The 22,956-nt window shown below is 71.6% G+C and carries 20 protein-coding genes and 1 pseudogene; 6 read left to right on the top strand and 15 right to left on the bottom strand.

The window, feature by feature from the left end; translation table 11 throughout:
- Positions 1 to 38: 38 nt before the first annotated feature.
- From ITX44_RS32500 to ITX44_RS32470, 8 genes and pseudogenes are all read right to left on the bottom strand, one after another.
- Entirely contained in the window at positions 39 to 989 is a 951-nt protein-coding gene (locus tag ITX44_RS32500) for a thiopeptide-type bacteriocin biosynthesis protein (RefSeq protein ID WP_307795595.1), read from the bottom strand.
- Positions 990 to 1,000: 11 nt separating this feature from the next.
- Positions 1,001 to 2,152: a lanthionine synthetase C family protein gene (locus ITX44_RS32495; protein ID WP_205361934.1), complete on the bottom strand. Its 1,152-nt coding sequence runs from the start codon at positions 2,150 to 2,152 to the stop codon at positions 1,001 to 1,003.
- Positions 2,149 to 3,027, bottom strand: coding sequence for a thiopeptide-type bacteriocin biosynthesis protein (locus ITX44_RS41755; protein WP_236062130.1), 879 nt, complete (start codon positions 3,025 to 3,027; stop codon positions 2,149 to 2,151). Before ITX44_RS41755 ends, ITX44_RS32495 begins: the two co-directional genes overlap by 4 nt.
- 153 nt (positions 3,028 to 3,180) lie before the next feature.
- A pseudogene (locus ITX44_RS41750) lies at positions 3,181 to 5,089 on the bottom strand (lantibiotic dehydratase family protein); the annotation flags it as partial.
- Positions 5,090 to 5,206: 117 nt separating this feature from the next.
- Positions 5,207 to 5,395, bottom strand: a complete 189-nt coding sequence (locus ITX44_RS32485) for an FxLD family lanthipeptide (protein WP_205361932.1) — start codon at positions 5,393 to 5,395, stop codon at positions 5,207 to 5,209.
- A gap of 64 nt (positions 5,396 to 5,459) precedes the next feature.
- Positions 5,460 to 6,695 carry a methyltransferase, FxLD system gene (fxlM, locus tag ITX44_RS32480; protein ID WP_205361930.1) on the bottom strand — a complete coding sequence of 412 codons (1,236 nt, stop codon included), beginning with the start codon at positions 6,693 to 6,695 and terminating at the stop codon, positions 5,460 to 5,462.
- A 195-nt stretch (positions 6,696 to 6,890) separates the two neighbouring features.
- The gene (locus tag ITX44_RS32475) at positions 6,891 to 7,454 is read right to left on the bottom strand and encodes a DUF6907 domain-containing protein (protein WP_205361928.1); all 564 of its coding nucleotides are present in this window, start codon (positions 7,452 to 7,454) and stop codon (positions 6,891 to 6,893) included.
- 371 nt (positions 7,455 to 7,825) lie between these two features.
- On the bottom strand, positions 7,826 to 8,245 hold the full coding sequence (locus ITX44_RS32470) for an ATP-binding protein (RefSeq protein WP_205361926.1): 420 nt from the start codon (positions 8,243 to 8,245) through the stop codon (positions 7,826 to 7,828).
- 209 nt (positions 8,246 to 8,454) lie between these two features.
- Here ITX44_RS32470 and ITX44_RS32465 point away from each other — a divergent pair, with 209 nt between their 5' ends.
- Together ITX44_RS32465 and ITX44_RS32460 are read left to right on the top strand one after the other, a co-directional pair.
- Positions 8,455 to 9,720, top strand: coding sequence for an NsdA family TPR-like regulatory protein (locus ITX44_RS32465; RefSeq protein WP_205361924.1), 1,266 nt, complete (start codon positions 8,455 to 8,457; stop codon positions 9,718 to 9,720).
- Positions 9,717 to 10,247 carry a GNAT family N-acetyltransferase gene (locus ITX44_RS32460; RefSeq protein ID WP_205361921.1) on the top strand — a complete coding sequence of 177 codons (531 nt, stop codon included), beginning with the start codon at positions 9,717 to 9,719 and terminating at the stop codon, positions 10,245 to 10,247. Before ITX44_RS32465 ends, ITX44_RS32460 begins: the two co-directional genes overlap by 4 nt.
- A gap of 92 nt (positions 10,248 to 10,339) precedes the next feature.
- Here ITX44_RS32460 and ITX44_RS32455 read toward each other — a convergent pair whose 3' ends face one another.
- Entirely contained in the window at positions 10,340 to 11,368 is a 1,029-nt protein-coding gene (locus tag ITX44_RS32455) for an NAD-dependent epimerase/dehydratase family protein (protein ID WP_372441057.1), read from the bottom strand.
- 286 nt (positions 11,369 to 11,654) lie between these two features.
- On the opposite strand from ITX44_RS32455, the gene ITX44_RS32450 reads away from it, so the two are divergent.
- Entirely contained in the window at positions 11,655 to 11,870 is a 216-nt protein-coding gene (locus ITX44_RS32450) for a hypothetical protein (RefSeq protein WP_205361919.1), read from the top strand.
- Between the two features lie 701 nt (positions 11,871 to 12,571).
- Here ITX44_RS32450 and ITX44_RS32445 read toward each other — a convergent pair.
- Entirely contained in the window at positions 12,572 to 14,035 is a 1,464-nt protein-coding gene (locus ITX44_RS32445; RefSeq protein ID WP_236062112.1) for a recombinase family protein, read from the bottom strand.
- Positions 14,036 to 14,132: 97 nt separating this feature from the next.
- On the bottom strand, positions 14,133 to 15,563 hold the full coding sequence (locus tag ITX44_RS32440) for a dihydrolipoyl dehydrogenase family protein (protein WP_205361914.1): 1,431 nt from the start codon (positions 15,561 to 15,563) through the stop codon (positions 14,133 to 14,135).
- A gap of 243 nt (positions 15,564 to 15,806) precedes the next feature.
- Between ITX44_RS32440 and ITX44_RS32435 the strand changes: the two genes are divergently transcribed.
- The 3 genes from ITX44_RS32435 to lnt all read left to right on the top strand — a co-directional run bounded on the left by ITX44_RS32435 (position 15,807) and on the right by lnt (position 18,928).
- A complete protein-coding gene (locus tag ITX44_RS32435) occupies positions 15,807 to 16,403 on the top strand; it encodes a histidine phosphatase family protein (protein ID WP_205361913.1) in 597 nt (198 codons plus the stop codon).
- Positions 16,404 to 16,620: 217 nt separating this feature from the next.
- Positions 16,621 to 17,199 (top strand): DoxX family protein, encoded by a 579-nt coding sequence (locus ITX44_RS32430; protein ID WP_205361911.1) that lies wholly within the window; start codon positions 16,621 to 16,623, stop codon positions 17,197 to 17,199.
- A 190-nt stretch (positions 17,200 to 17,389) separates the two neighbouring features.
- Entirely contained in the window at positions 17,390 to 18,928 is a 1,539-nt protein-coding gene (lnt, locus tag ITX44_RS32425) for an apolipoprotein N-acyltransferase (RefSeq protein WP_205362066.1), read from the top strand.
- Here the strand turns inward: lnt and ITX44_RS32420 are convergent.
- From ITX44_RS32420 to fabG, 4 genes are all read right to left on the bottom strand, one after another.
- Positions 18,900 to 19,799: a Gfo/Idh/MocA family protein gene (locus tag ITX44_RS32420; RefSeq protein ID WP_205362068.1), complete on the bottom strand. Its 900-nt coding sequence runs from the start codon at positions 19,797 to 19,799 to the stop codon at positions 18,900 to 18,902. The two genes, lnt and ITX44_RS32420, sit on opposite strands and share 29 nt — an antisense overlap.
- A 765-nt stretch (positions 19,800 to 20,564) precedes the next feature.
- Complete coding sequence (ung, locus tag ITX44_RS32415) at positions 20,565 to 21,251, bottom strand: uracil-DNA glycosylase (RefSeq protein ID WP_205361909.1); 687 nt, start codon at positions 21,249 to 21,251, stop codon at positions 20,565 to 20,567.
- A gap of 139 nt (positions 21,252 to 21,390) precedes the next feature.
- Positions 21,391 to 22,158 (bottom strand): SDR family oxidoreductase, encoded by a 768-nt coding sequence (locus tag ITX44_RS32410; RefSeq protein ID WP_205361907.1) that lies wholly within the window; start codon positions 22,156 to 22,158, stop codon positions 21,391 to 21,393.
- Between the two features lie 17 nt (positions 22,159 to 22,175).
- Complete coding sequence (fabG, locus tag ITX44_RS32405) at positions 22,176 to 22,937, bottom strand: 3-oxoacyl-ACP reductase FabG (protein WP_205361905.1); 762 nt, start codon at positions 22,935 to 22,937, stop codon at positions 22,176 to 22,178.
- Positions 22,938 to 22,956: the final 19 nt, after the last annotated feature.

Genomic DNA, 22,956 nt, shown 5'->3' with positions numbered 1-22,956 from the left:
AGCCCGCATTGCCTTGAACTCCATGATCTCGACGTTCGTCAGCCTCCGAGTACGGCTTCCCGGGCGGCGCGGGACCAGATGGCTTGCTGGTGGGTGGTGAAGCCCGTGCGGTTCCAGTGGAAGAGGACGTGGCGCGCCAGGATGCCGCGCAGGCCGAGGCCGAGGTGTCCGTTGGCGGCGGCGTCGGCGAGGGCCCGGCCGCTGTGTTGCAGGGCCTCGATCCATGGGCGTACCGGGGTAAGGGGGCCATCGGTGAGCAGCTCGGTGGCGTCGGTCAGGAGGAGGCGGCGTACGGCGGGCGCCATCGCGCTGACCTTCTCCGAGGCTACGTCGGCGGCGAAGGGGCGACGGATTTCGACCTGGCCCCAGATGTCGCCCTGTTCGCCGAATTCCAGACCGGCAGCGCGCATCAGCAGGGTCATGGCCAGCAGAGAGGTCGCCTTCGCGTCCAGCATGCGTGCGTGGCCGTCGGCGCTGCGGTGGAGGTAGTCGAGGATTCCGGCGCTGTCGGCGTGGAAGAGTCCGTGTGCGAGTCGCATGCCGACGGGGCCGCCGAAGGCGATGGTCTCCGGTTCGTACGGGCCGGGCCGCCAGTCCTTGACCAGGCCCCAGGACACAGCGTGGTCGAGCGCCCTGGTGATGTGGGCGATGACGTCTTCGGTGGTCGCGTCCGGGTGGGGGTGCAGGCGCAGTCTCCAGTGCGGGTGCTTGCGCACGAACCACCAGGCGCCGACCGGCCCGTTCGTCAGGGCGGGGGCGAGGTAGGCCCGCAAAGTATCCGCCGCGGCGGGGTAGTCGGTGAACTGGATGCTCACCTGGTGCCATCCGGCGGGCGCGGCTTCCAGCGCGGCCCGGCCGGCGGCCCGGTACCGTTCCAGGTCTTCGGCCAGGTGGCCGGTGGGCATGTCTGCTCGGCGGGCTGCCTCCTCGATCGGCGTTCCGCGCAGGACACTCAGGACGGCGTCCTCGGCTCGGTCGACGTCGCGCACGGTCACCCCTGTCACGTCAGCAGCAGGCAGGCGTCCCACTGCCCTTGGGGCGCAGGATCGTCGCTGTCGGGGGCGTCCTGGAAGGCGAGGGCGGCCCCGGCCTTTCCTTCGAGGAAGCCGCTCGCGTCGGGGACGGCCGCTGCGAGGAGCCCGGTCGTGATCCGGCCGGTCAGGGCGGCGAATGCCCCAGGGCTGTCCGCGTCCTGGGCGACGCGCTGCACCGTACGCAGCAGGCCGCCGAAGCCGTGGCACAGGCCGCGGTCGGCGATCAGGTCGAGCCGGCCGGGGTCGGTCATGCAGAGCAGCAGGGCGCGTTCGGCCATCCGTTTGCGGTCGTGATCGCCGAGGACGATGGCGGCGAGTTGCTGGGCGCGGGCCAGGCCGGGCGTGCCGTAGCACCAGGAGGGGACGGTGGGGAGTGCCGGGGCGGGCCCGTGCTGGGTGGTCCAGCGGGGCCAGCGGACACCGCGGTGATCGCTCTGCCGGATCCCGTCGAGCCACCGGCAGATGCGGCGTATGGCGTCCTCGTGGCCGTCCACGGTGATCCCGGCGCGCATGGCCAGGGCCAGGAGTGCGAGCGGGCCCGTGATGCCGTGGGCCATGCCTGCGTTCGCGTGGCCGCCGGGCGTGGCGGCCGTGTCGGTGGCCGGAGGGTGGCCGACCCACCACCCGGGAAGCGGCTCCCGGGCAGGGCCGGGTACCGGGTGGGTCAGGCGGACCAGGTACTCCAGGACGGCCTTGGTCTCCGCGCCCTGGGGCTGGCGGCGCAGCAGCAGCGCGCCGATGCCGGTCAGGCCGCGGAAGAGGTCGTATTCGGCGAACGTGGCGTGGCTCCCTGCGTCGATGCGCGCGTGGGCGGCGGCGAGGCGGCGCCGGGTGTGGGCCGCCACGATGCCGTCGAGGCGGTGGAGGGCTCCGGCGTATCGGTCGGTGCCGTCAGCGGCTACGTGGAGGACGAAGGCCATCGCGGGGGCGCCGAGGTAGAGGCCGGCGTCCGGGCCGTCGATCAGGGGACCGGTCCCCGAGACGCTGTCGTGCACCTGCGCCCAGTCCCCCGCACCCCGGCGGGCCCGCTCGACGGACAGGAGGGCGGCGCCCAGCGGCCCGTGCGCGAGGGACTGACGCGACGCCAGTCCGGTGTCGGCGGGAGGAGCGGCGGTCACCGTAGAGCCCCTTCCGGGCGGACGCTCCAGGACAGGGCTGCCGCGCGGGCGAGCCGTCGGCAGGTGGTTTCGGCGTCGGGGTCGATGCCCGCGACGCGGTTGTGGTGCATGTGCAGCAGCGACGGCAGTACGTCGGCCGGGTCGATGCCGGCGGACTCCAGGGCCCCGCGGTACCGGTCGAGAGCGGTGCGCCGCAGCTCCCACGCCTGGGCAACGGCGGGATCGGCCAAGGACTGGGCACCATCAGGACCTGCGAGCCGCAGGGCAAGAGCCTGGACGGGCCGGGGTGGCGCCTGGCCGTCGTTACGCGGCAGGTGCTCGACCAGCCAGTCCAGTCCGCCCCGCCGGGAGCCGAGCAGGCCGACGGCGATGTCCACGTAACTGGCCGCGATCACGGCCACCTGCTGATGAACCCGGTCGAGCCGCATCTGCGCCAGCGCGGCAGCGGAGTCGGCCGCGAAAAACGCCTCGGCCGCCTCTAGAACAGGCCCCGTACCGTAGCGGCCGGTCTCCGGCAGATCGGTGTCCCACTGCACCCGCTGGATCAGGCCCTCCTCCCGCAGTTCCGATGCCCAGGCGGCCACCTTCTGCGCCGCCGCACCGAACGCCTCTGGGACCGGCAACCGCAGCCGCAGGCGAAGGTGCGATTCGGGGTCCGCGTACCGGGTGAACCACGCCGCCGGGTCGGCGTCCCAGTCCGCGAGCAGGCGCGGAAGGTGCGCCGTCAGCACCTCCGGGACGCGGGCCGTACTGCCGTAGAGCTTCAGGTACGCCCGGTCCGAAGCGCCCGGCAGGCGCCCGGCGGCGCGCCCGGCCACGACCGTCGAACGGCGGGCCGGAGCGGGTACGGGCCGCTGGTCGGAGGCAAAGGGCATGACCACCTCGTGGGCGCGGCCGATCCAGCCGAAGTCGCCCTCGTCCGGGGCCTCATGCAGCACCACAGTGCGGTGACGGTCCACCTCGCGCAAGAGGAGGTCCCGGTGGGCGGGCCGGTCGAGGTCGAGACGGAGCCGCTGGTCGTCGGAGCCGACGTACACCGTGCGGGGGACGCCGTGCCGGATGCGCCACGCGGTGAAAGAGATCCCTCGCTGGCCCGTTTCGCCCAGGTCATCGCCGCGCAGACGCCAGCACGCGGCGGACAGGACGGTGCGGCCGTAGCGGACCTCCGGCAGGCAGGCGGGCGGCGACGCCCCAGGCGAAGGGGACGAGGATCGCCGTGTGGGAGCGGTGCACCTCGCACAGGAAGCGCACCAAGGGGTGGGTGGCGTGGCTCAGCTCGACGGCATTCATCACCGACGGCTCGACGACGCGACCGGTGGAAAGGGACACCAGGTACAGGCGGCCGGCGTCGGCGACGACCCCGAGGTCGTCCAGGTCGACTGTGGCGGCCGGGTTGGACTCACCGACGGCCAGGACCTCGGACGCGACGGCGGGCGCGCGGCCGACGTTGAACGTCTGCCGTTTCATCGGGGGCGCGGAGACCTGCGCGCGTACGGCGCCGGCGGTCAGCGTCGGCAGCGCGCCGTACACCGCCCTCATCCGGTTCAGCTCGTCCGGCTCCAGCATGGACAGGAACCGGCCGGTGGTCGTGCCGGCGGCAAGCGAAAGGCCCACGGTGGACAGGCGGAACCGGCCCTGCGTCAGGGCTTCGGCGGACTTGGCGAGCACGGTGAAGCACAGCTCGACGTGCGCGGGGACTTGGGAGGGCTGGCCCAGGGACAAGGCGCGGAGGTCGTGCTCGGTGAGGGCGATCTCGCGGCGGCCGGTGAGTGTGGCGTCCTGGGCGAGTGTGAGGAGGTGTTCGTCGCGCGGGGTCGTGCCGAGGACGGGCCGTGGCAGTACGGTGCCGCGGTAGCCGACGGGGAAGCCGAGTCCGGTGTCCGGGTCGGTGAGGTCGCGTACGGGCACGGCCGTGCCGGTGCTGTAGCGCTCCAGGAATCGCGTTCGGTAGTCCCGCCAGGCCGGCGAGCCGTTCGGGTACGGCGTGATGCGCGCCATGACCGCCAGGGCCCGTTCCGCTTCCCGCGCGACCTCTTCGGGCAGGACGATGTCGCCGTCCGGGCGGATGTTGACCGCAAGGGGCTGTTCGGTGACTCGCGTGAGGGCGGTCATCGCCTCGCTGGCCCGTCCGCGGAGAGCCGGCTGGTCGCCGGGGTGCGCGCGGTCGTGGCGCCGGAGCAGCCGGTGAACGGCGCGGAGTTGCGCGGCCATGAGCACGTCGACACCGGTCTCATCGAGCCGGGTGACCAGGTGGCCGAGCGTGTCCGTGCTCGTCATCGGTGGCTGGAGGTCGGTCAGGAGGACCCGGTGCGCGACCAGGCCGGCGACCATGGCCTCGATAGCGGCCACTGGGGTGTCGGGGTAGTCGGCGTGAAGCTTGCTCACGAGGTCGCGGACCCGTAAGGACGTACGGGCCAGGGTGAGCGCCTTCTCCGCGGCCCGGGTACGGCGCAGACCGGTACTCATCGGGCCGTCCGTGCCCGGCTGGTAGTCGACGACGACCCGGGGGCCGCGGACGATCGCCGTCGGGTCGGCGATGACCGTCAGATTCCGCAGCAGCGCCCGGTCGCGCTCCAGCGTGGCGATCACGTCGTGCAGCCAGATGGCGTCCGCCTCGGCGAACGCCTGGCCCCCGGTCCCCCAGTGGACGTGAGCCTCCCGTCCGAGGTGCACCACGGTCGGGCCGGCGAACAGGCCGAAGGGGGTGGCGCGGTGCTCCATGCGCAGCAGGTAGCGCGCGAGGGAGCGGGCGGTGCGTTCCGTACGCTGCGGCCGCGCGGAACCGCCGAGCACTTTGCCGACTGCGGCCGCGAGTTGGGGCGCGGCGTGGGCGATGGCGCCGGCGCGGGGCGCGTCCGCCCAGACCTGTTCCACCCAGGCCCGGAGGTCGTCGGTGCCGGCCCGGTCGCCCGGCCAGGAGGGCACCGGCGCCGGCATCGGAAAGACCGACGCTCTGATCATGGCTGCGTCCAACGCGTGATACATCGTGCCTCCTTCCGTTTGCGGGCCCGGGGGCCGGGCGGGTGTTCCCTCGCCGGCCCCCGGGGAGCGCGGTCAGCCGCCGATGCAGGTGCTGTTGCTGCAGGCCGAGGCGCAGGTGGAGGTGCAGTTGTCGCTGGTGTCGTTCAGCAGCGAGCCGAGGACCGGCGCTGCGGAGACGGTCTCGATGTCGAGGTCGAAGTCGCCGTCGGCGCGGTAGTCCGTCGCCGCTTTGAGGACGGTGCCGGAGTTCTGCTGTGCCATCGCGTTCTCCTCCTGAAGAGGTGCAGGGATGTGCTGGTCCGCCTGGCCGGGGGAGCCCGTCGGCTTACGGCCAGGTGATCGTGATCCGCGTGTGCCGCCGCTCGATACGGCGGCCGGCGGAAAGAAGGCCGTCCGGCGTGCCCGCCGGGTGGACCTCGATACGGGCCCGGTCGCCACGGTGGTCGCCGTCCCAGGTCCGGATCTCGGCGGCCAGACGCTCGGCGAGCTCCCGCCCGCGCGGGCCGTGCCCGATCGCGCCCAGTTCGTAACGGTCCTCGACGTCCGTGGCGCGCGTGGTGCGGTACGCGAAACTGCCCCCGTCCACGAGGGTCGGGATGCCAATCGGCGAGGCGGAGGCAACCAGTCCGCGCGTGCGGGCGCCGGGCTTGGCCGCCATCAGCGGAAGGTTGTCCAGCGCGGTCGCCAGCCACAGGTCCAGGTGCTCGGTGGACTCACTGCCGCCCAGCATCACCCCGGACCACACCGCCGACCTCGCCGTGGCCAGGGCCCGCGCCAGAGCCGACGTGTCCGGCTCGGGGTGCCCGTCCAGACGCAGGGCGATCTCCTCCCCCGCCACGTCATGGAGCACTGCCAGCCGGACGCGATTCTCGCCGGCGCCCTGCATGGGCACGAACCCGCACAGCTCGAACCCGTCACTGACCAGACGATCGCTCTCGCCGTCACGGACGAAGGCGACCGTGCGCGTCATGCCCCGCATCCGCAGCGGCACGACCAGCCGCCCGCCCGGCGTGAGCTGCCGCACCCAGGCCGGCGGGATGTCGGCCGCCTGGACGGTGACCACGATCCGGTCGTACGGGGCATGCCCCGGGAGACCGTCCTCGGCATCGGCCGTCACCACAGTGACGGTGCGGTCGTAACCGGTCTCGGCCAGGAAACGCCGCGCCCGCGCCGTGACCTCGGGGTCGATGTCCACGCTGACCACCCGGCCGGTGGCCCCGGCCATCTCGGCCAGGTAGGCGGCATTCGGGCCGCCGGAGCCGATTTCCAGCACCGCCATCCCCGGCTCGATCCGGGCCTGCTCGATCTGCATGGCCTGAATCCGCGGCGCCGAAACGGAGCTGATGTCCACCCCCGTCGCGTCCGTCTTCGTCACCGCCGCGAATTCCGCGCCGTACGCCGTGGCCAGGTCGATCCCCGGGGTGGCCAGATGCCGCGGAACAGCGCGGAACGCCGCAACGACACGCGGATCACGGGCGGCACCCAACTCGATGAGCTGCCGCACCATGCCCTCGCGTACGTCCTGGTCGCTGGGCGTTTGTGTGCCTGTCTTGGTCGTCATGCCGGGGACGTTAGCCACCGGTTCTCTCCTTCCCGGCGTCGCGCGCCGAGGGTCGTACGGATGTCGCGATCTGAACGAGGGGACGGGTGACCGAGGGGCGGGCCAGGGCTTCCAGGACCGCCTGCCTCGGCCGACAACCGGTCAGCAGGCGGCGGCCCCGTAAGCCGAGTCCCACCGCCGGTCAACCACCGCCGGTCAACTCCTGCGGGGACCACGCCGCCGCGCCGACCTCGGCTGATGGGCCGCCCAGTCCGCGCGATACGCGACGAGCCGAGGGCGCACCTCCTGCTCCAAACGGTCGGCCTGAGCCCGCAACTGCGCCGCCAGCACCGCAACCTCGCGCGGCCCGAGCCCGGTCAGCCAGAAGTCCTCGATCAGGTGAACATTGACAACCGGAAAGGGCTGCTCGTCCTCGCCGGCCTCGGGGATGCACTCGATGTTCCCGGACAAGACCCACGTCTGCTCGCCCGGCCCGTAGCCCCCTTCCGCCAGCCGAAGCAGCTGCCCGTCGAACGGCGCGCGGTGGATGACGTCGTGCACCGCATGACGCATCCGCTCCGGGGCGATACCGATCCGGCTCGGATCCTCCTCGGCCCAGCCGGGCAGATACCCCCTGGCGACGTCCCCCTCGAGCGACGCGATCGTCCACGTGCGGCCGGGCGGCACACGGACCGCCGACTCCACCGGCCGCCGCCCATTGCTGCGGACGGAGGCGAGCGTGGCGGGCCTGCCGGGAGGCGCGGTACGGGTACGGGTCATGGTGAGAACTCTCATCTGTCGGTTCGCCCGGCCGGCGGCCCCGCCACATCGGTGAGACCACCGGACCGAGCACGGAATGGATAGTGGACAGGTGGACAAGGCCCGCTCCGGCCGGTTCCGGCGTGACGCGCGCCGACGAGACGAACAACGGCCGAAGCGGGAGCTTCACGCAGGGCTGGCGGCTACCAGTCCGTGCGGTCGGTTGGTCTGACGAGGACTCGGAGCCGGATCGGATCGCTGGCCGACCACTGGCCCGTCCCGTAAAGCGCCCGCAGCAGATATGTGCGGTCGCCATACGTCGGTCAGGATGTCCCGGCGTTCCTTGACCGGATCATGGACAAGGCCGTCGGCCCAGGAGCCGTCCTCCGTGCTCAATCGGCGTCCTTGCAGGTCAGGACCGCCCACACGCGCTTGCCGAACGGAAGTGGGTCACTCCCCCACCGGTCGGACAGCGCGTCGACCAAGGCCAGCCCGCGCCCGCCCACGTCGTACGGTCCCGCCTCCCGGGGCGCCGGGCGGGCAGTGGACCTGTCCGCAACCGCCACCCACACTGCATCGGTGCCCGGCCGGGAGACGGAGACGCGGATGCTGCGGCCCTGGGCGTGCCGAGCCGCGTTGGCGACCAGTTCGGTGACGACCAGAGCGCCGTCATCGGCGAGTACGTCGAGGCCCCAGGCACCCAGTGCGGTACGTACGAGCTGGCGCGCCGGCTCGGCGCTCTCCGCCGCACAGGGCAGCGTCTCGGTGTACCCGGGGTGCCCTCGGGGGCGGGCTGCGCTGCTCACGATCATCCAGACCTCGGAGGTGGCGACGAACGGTACGGGGGTTCGGGGCCGCGCCCCGTACGGCCGTCCGCCGGTGCCCGGTGGCGGCCGTACTTCAGTCAACGGCCCCCAAGCTTCGGTGGGTGAGGAAAATTCGCCCTGCTCCGGCTTTCACCGGACCGGAAATTCCCAGATCTGTCTGTACTCCGCGCACACCGCACGGCTACGTTGAGTGAGTGGACGGTAACCAGAACCTCATCACCGCCATGGATGAAGCGGGTTTCACCCAAGCCAAGCTGGCAGAAGCGGTGAACGCTGCCTTATGGGCCGACGGCCTTGAAGGGACTGTCAGCGACCGGACCGTACGCAACTGGATGACCGGGCGTACCCGCTGGCCGCACCCTCGGCAAAGGCAAGCGCTGATGGCAGTATTCGGTTGTGACGCGGAGAAGTTGGGCTTTGTCCCGCCTGCCCGTCTCGGCCCTGCAACCGAGGAGGAGCAACCGGTGAAGCGCCGTGAATTCTTCACCACCGCCACTGGTACCGCCGCGGCCGTCGTCGTCCCCTCGGCTGCCGCCCGGCCGAACAGAGTCGGCACGTCGGATGTGATCCGGTTACGGGACGGCATGGCAGACCTGGTGAGCCTGGACCAGGCCCAAGGCGGGCACGTGGAGTTGGAGCGTCTGGCCCTTGCACGCGTCAGCAAAGCCCTCGGCTTGCAACAGCTGTCGGCCACACAGCGCGTTCGTCAGCGTCTGTTCGGCGTGGCCGCCGACTACATGAGCGCTGCCGCCTGGTCAGCGGTTGACGCCAGAGGCTTCGACCGCGCCCAGAGTCATCTGGAACAGGCGTTGTACCTGGCCGGGATGGCCCAGGACTCCACCGCTTTGTTCGAGGTGTGGAATCTGCACGCAATTCTCGCCCGGCAGCGCCTGGACTTCGCCGCATCCGTGGACGCCGCCATGGCCGCACGAGCGAGCACCGTCGCCCGACGTGACCCGATGTTCGCGTCGCTGGCCCACGCCCGCGCCGCCGTCGGCCAGGCCAAGCTCGGCGAACGGCAATCGGCTTTGCGCTCCCTCGGAAGTGCCCACGAGATTCTGGCGAAGGCATCCGCCGACCGGCCAAGGCCGACCTGGATGGCCTTCTACGGCCCGGCCGATTTGAACGCGCTCACCGCCATCGTGCTGAACGACCTCAAAGACGCGCTCGAAGCCGAGGCCGCCTCGCACAAGGCCCTCGCCCTGACCCCGGAGCAGTTCCGCCGCAACCGGGCCATGGCCCTGATGAGTCTGGCCCTGGCACAGCTCCAGCAGGGAGACATCGAGCAGGCCTGTGCGACTGCCGGCCAGGTCTTCACGCTCATGGCGGGCGATCCACTTCCCGGGCGGCTGCGATCCAGACTCGGCGACTTCCACCGCGCATTGATCACGCGCGCGCCCGACGCCACAGCCGCCCGGGAGTGGGCCGACCGCCACCGACAGGATTGGACGACAGCATGACCGTTGACACCCTCGACATCCGGCACTACGCCCACGAGGACCTGGCCAGCATCCGGCAGATTCTGCTCGACGTACACGACGACGCTTATGCGGATGCGATGGACGACCCCTTCAACCAGCGTTTCGCCTGGTTCGTCGACCATTGGGGCGGCAACCCGGGCTTCTCCTGCATGCTCGGGTACGACGGCGACGAGCCGGTCGGCTACGCATACGGCGCCCCGGCGGCCCCCGGCCGCGAATGGTGGCGGGAACACCTGGACCCGGCCCCCGAAAAAGCCCGCACCTTCGCGGTATCGGAGTTGATGGTCCGCCCCAAGTGGCGCAAAACCGGTGTGTCCCACCGTCTGCACCGGGCCCTGCTGGACAGCCGCGACGAAGATCTCGCCGTCCTGATCGTGGACGTCAATCTGCCCAAGGTGCAAGCACTCTACGAATCGTGGGGATACCGCCCGGTCGGCCGCCGGCAACCGTTCCCTGATTCACCCTTGTTCAACGTGATGCTGGCAGAGTTGCCGCTGGCGGGGTGATCGGCCACCGATCGGCTCCCCTGCTGCCGTAACGGTGTCGCCGTGAGAAGGAGCTCAACGGAGCAGCCCCGCTCGCCCTCGAAAGCTGAGCGTCAGCCGCCCAGTTGGGCGAGCGCTTTCGCCTCCTTCTCCGAGGAGATGCCGTGCTCGGCCCAGCGCGGGTGCTCCACCGGCAGACCACCCTGCCGCAGCCACTGCCAGGTGTCGGCCACGGTCTCGGCCAGCGGCCGGCATACGAGCCCGGCCGCCTGCGCATTCCCCGACTCGATCCGCCACACGCCGGCATGGGTACGCCACAGCGGAGCTCCGTCCACTGCCGGACCCCCTGCTCGATCAGCAGCTCGTCCGGCGCCCAGACCAGATGGCCGAAGCCGCCGGTCACGTCCAGGCAGGCGTTGAGGAATCCGCCCCGTCTCGCGGCCGATGGGCGCGGTGACGTTGTACGCACCCCCGCCGGCCGCCATGGCCTGGTCGAGGGCGAAGGCGGCCACGTCCCGGACGTCGACCGGCTGGATGCTCTTGCCCGGGTCACCCGGCGCCAGGATGGCGCCGCCCTTCTCCGCCCTGCGCAGCCACCACGGAAGCCTGCCCACGTACTCCCCCGGCCCCAGAATCACACCGGGCCGCAAAATCGCCACCCGGTCCGCCCCGAACGCCGCCACCGAAGCCCGCTCCGCACCCGCCTTCTGCCGCCCGTAATACCAGTCGGGCCCGTCCCAGCCCTCCGGTAGCCGCCCGTAGTCGATATCGGCATCCGCCGGACCGTCCAGCACCTCGGACGACTCCGACAACGGCTCGTCCGGCCACCCGCGGTACGCATTCACCGTCGACACGTACACGTACCGACCCGCAACCGGCTCCAGGACCCTGGCCCCTGCCAGCACGTCGCGCGGCGCCAGCTCGGACGCAGAGGTGTCCACGACCGCATCCCAGGTACCGCTCTCCGCGAGCCGAGCCAGATCGTCTTCGACCGTCCGGTCACCATGGACCTCCCGCACCCCGGCAAGCGCACTCCCGGACCTGCCCCGGTTGAAGGCAAACACCTCCCACCCGCGCCTGAGAGCCTCCTGCGTGACCGCCTTGCCCAGGAACCAAGTCCCGCCCAGCACAAGAACCTTCATGCCCACGATCTTGCCCGGTGGACGTACTGCCCTGCCGTGGCCTGTCGCTTGGCGGATGCTTCCGGCTGCCGGACACAGTGGGCTGACGCCATCGTCCCGTCGGCAAAGTTGAACCGACATATCGGATCACGTCAGGGCGCCCGCCCCGGGCACCGGAGGATGTACGTGAACCTCCTCTCTTCTACGGTGTCGGCCACTCGGCGCTCGGGTTCTGAGATCGCGTACCCCGCGAACGCTTTGCCGAAGTCCGCCCGGCCCAGTGCGAAGGTCTACGCGTTCAAGCGCCGTGGCCACGTTCGCCAAGAACTACAGCGCGAAGCTCCCCAAGGTCGTCAAGAAGATTACCGACGTCATCGACGAGCTGCCGGCGTGCTACCACTTCCCCGCCGAGCACTGGACCAAGCTCGTCGAGTCCGCACAGCGCACCTCTGGCCGGTATGACAGCTGCTTCATGCAGCCAGCACAGTGCGGGGCGATGTCGCGAATTACACTCCCGCAGTGACGATCGGCCATCGAAATGCGACCTCGGCTCCGGACCTTGTCGTGAAGCTCCTTCCGTCCAAGCGGAGCTCCAGCCGAGTAGGCCCGTCTGCTTGCTTGATCTGGCTTGCGAGCGAGTTGAGTGACTCGCTCAACGACCAGGACGAGGAGGTATAGCGGAAGCGTCCCAACTCGGGTGCGCGCACCAGCCTGCAGTCAAGATGGACGTCCGGCTTGGGACCAACTCCGGATACCGCAGCTGCCCTGCGCTCGTGCGGGAGGGTCGGACACCCGCATGGACGGCCGACAGCCCGGGCCGGAGCCAGGAAGATGATGCCATCACAGAGGTGGTCAAGTTCGTTTCCAGCGCGCCGGATGAATCGGCTGACAACGTCCGCCGGACAATCCACGCAGACCTCCAGCACCTCCGATGGAAGCAGCGCCTCGAAGCCGCCCGCTGGGTGCGTAGCCCGGCGCACCAATCCGCCGTACAGGTGAGCCACAGAGTAGGTCACGGCTTCATTCTCTGAGGTAACGAGCCACGAACCGACCGGAATCGGCCCAGAGGTGCACGTTTCTTCTGACCGCACTTGGCCCGAGAAACCTTCGATGCCGATAACGTCCGACATACGACCTCCAGACTCGAGTACGAATGTGCAAGGCTCTCGCCGGACTCGGGCTTGGAGGGGCCCTGAATCTGTGGTATTAGCGAAACTCATTCCCCTACAGCTTTTGCTGTACTGGACCGTGTACAACTCCCGGGAACCAACGGACAGCGGAATTGGCGGGCCAGATGGTCACGCGGAGGCCGAAGTCCCGGAGAATTTCCTTCCGCGCCTGTACGTCTGGGGCTGCTGCCCACCGATCTGCGACCGTCTGCCCTGTCGGCCGCGTGACCATCCCCGCCGGCCTCACAGGCTCCAGTCGCAGCTTGACCAGGTCCCGGCCCATGTCCGCGTACCGGCTTCGAAACCATTGCGCATCGTCGGGCGCGTCATAGAGCCCTGCCTCCCGGTCGGCGCGCAGCCGCTGACGGGCTGCCTCGACCTCAGCGATGCGCTCGGCGATGCCGTCTCCCGGGTCGTAGACAGTCTCCATGACCATCCCACTGCCGTACTGTGCGAGGAACCAGCTCTCCATCCTCGCGTCCAGGTCGTGAATGAAAAAGGAGGGTGCGGGCCGGCAGTTCTTCGCCCCCGGCAGGCCCAGTACCCGGGCGTCGCAAAGGTAGCGCTTCCCGCGGCCCTGCGAAGGGGCTGCGTTGACGCGCAGACGGGAGTGGCATTGCCCGCAGAATGCCAGTCCCGTAAGGAGATACGGGCGGCTGGAGGTCCGGTCGCCCCTTGGGTGGGCCTCTCCTCGCTGCCGGATGACTCGTTTGAGCATCTCGTGAGTCGCCCGGTCCCACAATGGCTCCGCGACACGCACGGGGCGCCCGTCATCACCCACCACAGGGCGTCCTCCGTGCATGAGATATCCGAGGGCAGCCTCGGACGTGAGGATGTCGCGAAGCCCCGACGACCGCCAGGGCGCTCCCGTGGGCGGCCGTCCGTACACCACCGCTCGGTGGTCGCTTGGCGACAGCTCTCCCGCCCTGGTCAAACGGGCAGCCTCCGACGACGGAGTGATGTTGTCCGGATCGGAAAGGAGACGCCGAGCAACCTCACGGATCACTCCTGCGGCATGCGGATGCAGGGCTACATGATCCACGGCACCTGTGGGCACCAGTCGCACGAAGTGGTACCCGTAGGACGGTTTCCCCTTGACCCGACCTGCTGCCCGGGCCTTGATGGTCGCGTCACGATTCCGCCGCTGGATGGCGCGCAACTCCATCTGCGCACCCCACGCCTCCATGGTGAAGCGGTTCTCGTCGTTGACGTCATGAAGGTCCCACGGGCCGTCGTGCCCGTAAGTCAGCAGGAGCAGCCCGGAGTCCCGCATCATGTAGCCCGTGTTCAAGCAGTCGACGAGGTTGCGGCCCAAACGGTCCACCGCGGCACCGGCGATGCCGTCATAAGGCCCTCGCTCCCCCCTCAGCCAAGGTCCCAGTTTCGGCCGCGTCATGGGGTCGGTGGCACCCGAGACCTCCCAGTCGTCGGCCCAGGCCATGACGTGCCCACCGGCAGCTTTCACTGCGGCGAGCACGTCGTCCTGCTGTCGTCCGGGAGAGGTGGTGGCGGCGGACATCTGCGACAAGCGACGGACTCCGACCAGGCATCGACCGCATCCGTCGTAGGCTCGCTCGATCACACTCTCCGCCATACCACACCACCGCCGTTTGTCCTTATTGGCGGTACGTCTCCAGTAGCCGCAGCCAGATCTCGCTGATCGTCGGGTACGAGGGCACAGCGTGCCACAGGCGCTCGACCGGCACCTCGCCGGCCACCGCGATCGTGGCGGAGTGCAGCAGTTCGCCGGTGCCGGGGCCGACGAAGGTGACGCCGGCCAGGACGCCGCGGTCCAGGTCGACCACCATGCGGGCCCGGCCGCGGTAGTCGTCGCCGAAGAGGCTCGCGCCGGAGACGTTGGCCAGGTCGTAGTCGACGACCTTGACCCGCAGGCCCGCTCGTTCGGCCTCGGCGGCGGTCAGGCCGACCGCGCCGACCTCGGGGTCGGTGAAGACGACCTGCGGCACCGCCGCGTGGTCGGCGGTGGCGACGTGCGCGCCCCAGGGGCGGTCGTCCACCGGCTCGCCCTTGGCGCGCACCCCGATGGCGGCGCCGGCCATCCGGGCCTGGTACTTGCCCTGGTGGGTGAGCAGCGCGCGGTGGTTGATGTCGCCGACCGCGTACAGCCAGCCGTCCTCGACGGCCGTGACCCGGCAGGTGTCGTCCACCGAAAGCCAGTCGCCGGGGGTGAGCCCGACCGTGTCCAGGCCGAGGTCACCCGTGTGGGGCCTGCGGCCGGTGGCGAACAGGATCTCGTCGGCGACCAGTTCGCCGCCGTCCGCCAGGCCGATCCGTACCTCGCCGCCGGTGCGGGCGACCGAGGCGACCGACGCCCCGAACCGCACGTCGGCGCCCGCCTCGCGCAGCGAATCGGCGACCAGTTCGCCGGCGAAGGGCTCCATCTTGGGCAGCAGGCCCTGGCCGCGGACCAGCAGCGTGACCTGCGAGCCGAGCGCCTGGAAGACGGTCGCCATCTCGACGGCGACCACACCGCCGCCGACCACCGCGAGCCGCCCGGGCACCTCCTTGGCGCCGGTGGCGTCGCGGCTGATCCACGGCCGGACCTCGTCCAGGCCGGGCAGCGACGGCAGCGCCGCGGTCGTGCCGGTGGCCAGCACCACCGCGTGGCGAGCGGTCAGCCGGACCGTGCCGCCGTCCGGCGTGGCGACCACGACCTGCTTGGGGCCGTCCAGCCGGCCGTGGCCGCGGACCAGGTCGATACCGGCCGAATCCAGCCAGCCGACCTGGCCGGCGTCGTCCCAGTGCGAGGTGAACTCGTCGCGCCGGCCGAACACCGCGGCGGGATCGAGCGGTCCGGACAGGGCCTCGCTCAGCCCCGGCAGCCTGCGCCCCTCGGCGCGGGCGATCACCGGGCGCAGCAGCGCCTTGCTCGGCATGCAGGCCCAGTACGAGCACTCGCCGCCGACCAGTTCGCGTTCCACGATCGCCGTGCTCAGACCTGCGGCGACGGTGCGGTCGGCCGCGTTCTCACCGACCGGGCCGGCGCCGATGACCACCACGTCGTAGGTACGGGATGCATCGTTCATGACCGGCTCCTGTGCCACTGGGGGGACGCCCGGTACGGCATCCCTACGATCAGACCGAGGTCGGGACGGCGCCGCAAGCGGGCGCCGGGCGCCATCGTACTGATCATCGGACCGGGAAGGCTTTCCGGGCGCTTACGGTTCACCGGACGTGCGGGTTCCGGCCACCCGCCCGCCGAGCCGTCGCCGACGTCCCGGACGTAAGATCAAAAGGCGACGACGGCCGGCGTCACAGGAGGTGGCCCGATGGGCGAACTGGTTCTGATCCGGCACGGCGAGACCGAATGGTCGCTGACCGGGCAGCACACCAGCTACACCGACCTGCCGCTCACCACGAACGGGGAGGAGCAGGCGCGTTCGCTGGCGCCTCTGCTGGCTTCCCGCCACGTGTCGGCTGTCTTCACCAGCCCGATGGAACGCGCCCGGCAGACCGCCAAGCTGGCCGGCTTGGACCACGCCCGGGTCGACCCGGACCTGGTCGAATGGGACTACGGCGGCTACGAGGGCGTCACCACCAGGGAGATCCACCGGCAGCGGCCCAACTGGCTGCTGTGGACCGACGGGGTGATCCCCGGGCCCGAGGGGCACCCGGGCGAAACCCCCGAGCAGGTCGGCGACCGGGCCGACCGGGTGCTGGACCGGGTGGACGCGACCTTCTGCGACAGCGACGGCGGCGACGTGGTCCTGGTCGCCCACGCCCATTTCCTGCGGGTGCTCACCGCCCGCCGGCTCGGCCTGCCCCCGGCCGACGGAGCTCTCTTCCAGCTCGCCACCGGTACGGTCAGCCGGCTCGGCATCGAACACGGCCGCAATGTGCTGACCTCCTGGAACCGCCTGCCGTAGCAAGAAGGCAGCCCCCGCAGCGGTCCGAGCCGGCCCGAAGCGTATGCAGCAGTCCGAGCACCGGCCCGAAGCGTCCGTGGCGCTCCGAGCACCGGCCCGGATCCGACCGAAGTGGCCCGAGGCAGCCCCGAGTCGCCCGTACGGACCGCCCCGCCGGGCATGCCCCGGCCGATTCCGCGAAGACTGGAAGTCACGGCTTCCAGAAAGGACGCGGGTCATGGAGAACTCCATCCGCACGGATCTCGGGCTGCTGGCCCTGCGGCTCGGCACGGGCTCGCTGCTCTTCGCCCACGGCGCCCAGAAGCTCTTCGGCTGGTTCGGCGGCGGCGGGCTGGAGGCCACCGGGCAGGCCATGGAGCAGATGGGCTTCCGGCCCGGCAAGCCCTCGGCGCTGGCCTCGGGGCTGTGCGAGGCGGGCGGCGGCGCGCTGCTCGCGCTGGGCGTGGCGACACCTGCCGCGGGAGCGGCGGCGGCCGGCGGGATGGCGGCGGCGAGTTCCCTGCACGCCCCGGCCGGGTTCTTCGCCACGTCCGGCGGCCTGGAGCACCCGGCCCACGTCGGCTGGACCGCCGCCTTCCTCGGGGTGACCGGTCCGGGCCGGTTCTCGCTGGACCACGCCACCGGGCACGCCCTGAACCGGCCCTGGGTCATCGCCACCGCCTTCACCACGGCCGCGGCCGGCGCCTATCTGGTGATCAACGCCCGCCTGCAGCGCCTGGCGCGTTCGGCGGCTCAGCCGGAGGACCAGCCGGCCGGGGAACAGGCGGCCGAGGGCACCACCGACGACGCGACCTGAGGCCGCCGGCGGGGGTGCGCAATTGCGGACCGTCCCGTTCCGGGTGGCGCGCATGCGCAGGTCCGCGGCCGGGAAGGCTCGTCCTCGCCAGGGACGACCGTCATGGTCGACCCGGTGGGTGCGGGACTGTCCACCGAGGGAGCGCGTGATGACGGTAACGGCCGGCGGGCAGCGGACGACGCCCGACAGGATGCGGGCGGCGGCCGGAGCGGTACGGTCCGCCGGCGCCGGAACGCGGTGGCGCCGCGGGTTCGCGGCCGCCGCGGCAGGGGCTCTGCCGGCTCTTGCGTTCCCGGCCCCCTCTCTGTGGTGGCTGGCCTATGTCGCGCTGGTGCCCTGGCTGCTGCTGGCCCGTTCGGCGCCCACCGCGCGGCAGGCCGCGTACGACGGGTGGTTCGGCGGGGCGGGCTTCATGCTGGCGGTGCACCACTGGCTGCTGCCGAGCCTGACCGTCTTCCTGGTGATCCTCGCGCTCATGCTGGGCGCGCTCTGGGCACCCTGGGGCTGGCTGGTGCGGCGGCTGCTCGGCCCGGGCACCACCGCCGGCAGTGCCACCGCGGCCGTTGTACTGCTGCCGTCGGCCTGGCTGATGGTGGAACTGGTCCGGTCCTGGCAGGCGCTGGGCGGACCGTGGGGGCTGCTGGGCGCGAGCCAGTACGAGTTCACTCCGGCGCTGCGGCTGGCCTCGGTCGGCGGGGTGTGGCTGGTGAGCTTCCTGGTGGTGCTGGTCAACACCGCCGTCGCGGCGCTGATCGCGGTCCCCGCGGTGCGCCGGCCCGCACTCGCCGCGCTGGCCCTGAGCGGGGTGGCGACCACGGGCGTGTGGCTGTGGGCGCCGCGCCCGCACGAGTCCGGTTCGGTACGGATCGCGGTGGTGCAGCCCGGGACAGTGAGCACCACTGGAGCCCGGTTCGCCCGCGAACTGGCGCTCACCGAGCGGCTGGCCGGCACGCACCCGGACCTGGTGGTGTGGGGCGAGAGCAGCGTCGGCTCGGACCTGACCGTCCGTACCGACATGGCCAACCAGCTCGCCTCGATGTCCTCCCGGGTCGGCGCGGACATCCTGGTCAACGTCGACGCCCAGCGCGCCGACGGCAAGGGCATCTCCAAGACCTCGGAGCTGATCGGCCCGCACGGGGTGATCGGGCCGACGTACGACAAGATGCGGCTGGTGCCGTTCGGCGAGTACATCCCGCTGCGTCCGGTGCTGGGCTGGGCGACCTCGGTCGGCAAGGCCGCGGCCCAGAACCGCAGGCCGGGCACCCGGCAGGTGGTGATGAACACCGGCCGGCTGCGGTTCGGGCCGCTGGTGTGCTTCGAGTCGGCCTTCCCCGACATGAGCCGTCACCTGGCGGGCAACGGCGCGCAGGTGCTGATCGCGCAGTCCTCCACCTCGTCCTTCCAGCACAGCTGGGCGCCGGCCCAGCACGCCTCGCTCGCCGCGCTGCGCGCCGCCGAGGACTGGCGGCCGATGGTGCACGCCACGCTGACCGGGATCAGCGCGGTCTACGACGCGAACGGGCACCCGGTGGGCCGGCGGATCGGCACCGGCAGCAGCACCACGGCGGTCTACTCGGTGCCGCTGGCCACCGGCGTGAGCCCGTACGTGCGGCTCGGCGACTGGGTGCCGCACCTGGCCCTGGTCATGGTGGTGGTCGCGGCCGGTTACGAGGGTTCGCGCGCGATACGGGTCCGGCGGCTCAGCCGGCCTGCGCCAGCACTTCGGTGACGATCTGCTCGCACAGCTCGTGGGTGAGCAGGGCGTCGCCGGCGTCGAGGAGGGTGCCGGCCCGCACCGCGTCGAGGAAGGCGAGGGTGACCTGCTCGATGCCGCGCTGGCGGGCGACCTGCACCCAGTCGCCGCGGCGGCGCACGGTCGGCTGGCCCTTGTGGTCCACGACCTCGGCGAGATTGAACACCTGACGCCGTGCGTCGCCGCCGCTGACGTCCAGGCTCTCCTCGGTGGACCCGCTCATCCGGTTCATCGACCCGATCGCGGTGAAGCCGTCCCCGTCGAGCTGGAGCACCACATGGTGCAGCAGCCCGCCGCGCACCCGCGCGGAGACCCGGGTCCGCTCGACCGGTCCGGGCGCCAGGAACCGCAGCGTGTCCACGACGTGGATGAAGTCGTCGAAGACCACCTCGCGCGGGTCGTCGGCCAGGCCGATCCGGTTCTTCTGGAGCAGGATCAGGTCGCGCGGGTGGTCCAGGCACTGGGCGTAGCCGGGCGCGTAACGGCGGTTGAAGCCGACCGCGAGCGAGACACCGCGCTCGCGCGCGAGGCCGGTCAGCTCGCGGGCCCCGGGGGCGTCGCGGGCCAGCGGCTTGTCCACGTACGTGGCGACGCCCGCGGCCAGCAGCCGCCGGGTGATGGCCACGTGGTGCTCGGTGGGCGCGTGCACGAAGGCCGCGTCCAGGCCCTGGTCCAGCAGGGCGTCCAGGTCGGTGTGGCGGTGCGGCAGCCGGTACGCGTCGCCGACCTCGTCCAGGGTGGCGGGCGTGCGGGTGTGCAGGTGCAGTTCCAGGCCCGGCAGGGCGGTGAGCACCGGGAGGTAGGCCTTGCGGGCGATGTCGCCGAGCCCGATGACGCCGATCTTCAGGGGGGCGCTGCCCGCTGCCATGGATGCTCCTGTCGTCGCCGCCGGCGGCGGCCTGCCGTTGCGCTGCCTCCGCAGCATACGCGCAGGTGGGCGGGGGTCCGGCGGTCGGTTGTCGGCGGACCGGGTCGCTCGCGCGGGTGAGGCGGCGAATCCCCAGGCGAATATTCACTCTTGCGGGGAATGGCGAAGTCTGCGGCTTTTCCGCACAGTTGAGGAGTGCGCTGGTTGTCCGCAGCGGTGGTGGTGACGGCGGCCTGGACCGCCGTCGGCTGCGCCACCGTGTCCTCTCCCCCGTCCACCGCGCCCGTACCGGGCGCTACCGCCTCGCGGGCGGCACCCGACCGGGTGCCGCCGGCGGCCTCTCCCGCCCGTGTGGTGACCGCCACCGTGGGGCCGGCCGGCGTCGGCACAGCCCGGCCCGCACCCGGGCACCGGGCGGGGACTGCCTCGCCGCACTCGTACCCGCGGTCCGGGCGGGAACCGTACTCCGGTACGGCTCCCGCCGGACGTGCCGCCGCGCTGCCCGGCGGCACCGCGGTGTGCGGGCTGAGTGAGGCCTTTGGCGGCCGGTTGGCCGGCAGCACGGCCGCCCGGATCTGCCGTCAGGCTGTGCGGTCCGCCGCCCGGGGCGCGGGTGGCGGACCGGCAGCGGGCATCTCGGGTCCGGGCGGCGGTGCGCTCCCCTCGCTCACCGGGCGCTGAGCCGCACCGCCGGGGTGACCCGGTCGTACGGCCGGCTGGTGCGCCGATCCCGCGCGCTCCACGTCAGCCGATCGGGCCGAGGTCGGGGATGCGCCAGTCGATCGAGTCGTGGCCCTGGGCCTTGATCGCCTCGTCGATCCGGCCGAAGGGCCGGCTGCCCAGGAAAAGCTTGGCGGACAGCGGCGAGGGGTGGGCGCCCTCGATGACGGTGTGCCGGGAGGTGTCGATGAGCGGCAGCTTCTTGCGGGCGTAGGCGCCCCACAGCACGAAGACGGCCGGGTCGGGGCGCCCGGAGACCGCCTTGATCACCGCGTCGGTGAACTTCTCCCAGCCCTTGCCCTTGTGGGAGTTGGGCTCGCCCTCGCGGACGGTCAGCACCGCGTTGAGCAGCAGCACGCCCTGCTCGGCCCAGGGCATCAGGTAGCCGTTGTCCGGGATCGGGTAGCCGAGTTCGTCGCGCAGCTCCTTGAAGATGTTCCGCAGCGACGGCGGGGTCTTCACCCCGGGCCGCACGGAGAAGCACAGCCCGTGGCCCTGGCCCTCGCCGTGGTAGGGGTCCTGGCCGAGGACGAGCACCTTCACCTTGTCGAAGGGTGTGGCTTCCAGCGCCGCGAACACCTGGTCCTGCGGCGGGAAGATCCGGTGCTGCTCCCGCTCGGCCGCCACGAATTCGGTGAGCTGCGTGAAGTAGGGCTTGTCCAACTCCCCGCCGAGCGCGGTCTCCCAGGAGTCGGGCAGCGTGGTGGGCACGTCAAAAACCTCCGGCTATCGATCCGTTACTGCTTCCAGCAACGTACCGCTCCCCACTGACAACGGCCCGCGGACAGCGGGCGGCCGGGCCCCGGGCCGGGACCGGCCGCCCCCTCCGCGGGACCCGCGGCGCTGCCGGTCAGTGCCCTCCCGCGTGCAGGAACAGGCCGCCGTCGATCACCAGGTTCTGGCCGGTGACCCAGCCGGCCTGGTCCGAGAGCAGGAAGGCGGCGGCGCCGCCGATGTCCTCCGGCACGCCGAGCCGGCCCAGCGGGTAGCCTGCCGCGGCCTCCTCCTCGCGCCCCTCGTACAGCGCGGCGGCGAACTTGGTCTTCACCACGGCCGGTGCGATGGAGTTGACCCGTACGCCGGGTGCCATCTCGGCGGCGAGCTGCACGGTGAGGTTGGTCATGGCGGCCTTGCTCATGCCGTAGGCGGCGATGAGCGGGGAGGGGGCGAGCCCCGCGATGGAGGAGATGTTGACGATCGCGCCGCCGTTCTCCTTCTGCCAGGCGCGCCAGGTCCGCTGGACGAAGGCGAGCGCGGAGATCACGTTGGTCTCGTAGACCTTGCGGACCACGCCGAGGTCGACCTCGGTGAGCAGGCCGTAGACGGGGTTGGTGCCGGCGTTGTTGACCAGGTAGTCGATCCGGCCGAACGCCTCCATGGTGCGGTCGACGGCGTCGGCCTGGTGGGCTTCGTCGTGGGCCTTGCCGGCCACGCCGATGACGCGGTCGGCGCCGAGCCGGGCGACGGCGTCCTTGAGCGCGTCCTCGTTGCGGCCGGTGATGCAGACCCGGTCGCCGCGGGCGACCAGGGCCTCGGCTATGCCGTAACCGATGCCGCGGCTGGCGCCGGTGATCAGCGCGACGCGGCCGGTGTCGTGGGAGCTGGGAGCAGTTGTCATCAGGGGACCTCCGGCGGTCAGTCGAGCGGGCCGCCGGCCACGTACAGCACCTGGCCGGAGACGAATCCGGCGGCGTCGCCGGTGAAGAAGGCGATGGCGTTGGCGACGTCCTCGGGACGGCCGACGCGCTGGACGGGGATCTGGGTTGCGGCGGCGGCCTGGAAGTCCTCGAAGCCCATGCCGACCCGGGCCGCGGTGGCGGCGGTCATGTCGGTGACGATGAAGCCGGGCGCCACCGCGTTGGCGGTCACGCCGAACTTGCCGAGCTCGATGGCGAGGGTCTTGGTGAAGCCCTGCATGCCGGCCTTGGCCGCCGAGTAGTTGACCTGGCCGCGGTTGCCGAGCGCGGAGGACGAGGAGAGGTTGACCACCCGGCCGAACTTGGCGTCCACCATGTACTTCTGGGCCGCGCGGGTCATCAGGAAGGCGCCGCGCAGGTGCACGGACATGACCGTGTCCCAGTCCGCGGTGGACATCTTGAACAGCAGGTTGTCGCGCAGCACGCCGGCGTTGTTGACCAGGATGGTGGGCGCGCCCAGCTCGTCCGCCACCCGGGAGACCGCGGCCTGGACCTGGGCCTCGTCCGAGACGTCGGCGCCGACCGCGAGGGCGGTGCCGCCGGCCGCGGTGATGGCCTCGACGGTGTCCTTGCAGGCTCCCTCGTCCAGGTCGAGTACGGCCACGGCGCGGCCGTCGGCGGCCAGCCGGACCGCGGTGGCGGCGCCGATGCCGCGGGCTGCGCCGGTGACGACGGCGACGCGCTGCTCGGTGGTGGACATCTGTGTCTCCTCAGCCGGT

The organism is Actinacidiphila acididurans, from assembly GCF_016918855.1.
Classification (GTDB): Bacteria; Actinomycetota; Actinomycetes; order Streptomycetales; family Streptomycetaceae; genus Actinacidiphila; species Actinacidiphila acididurans.
Note: the sequence above shows the minus strand (reverse complement) of the source record. Positions and strands in the feature narration are given on the sequence as shown.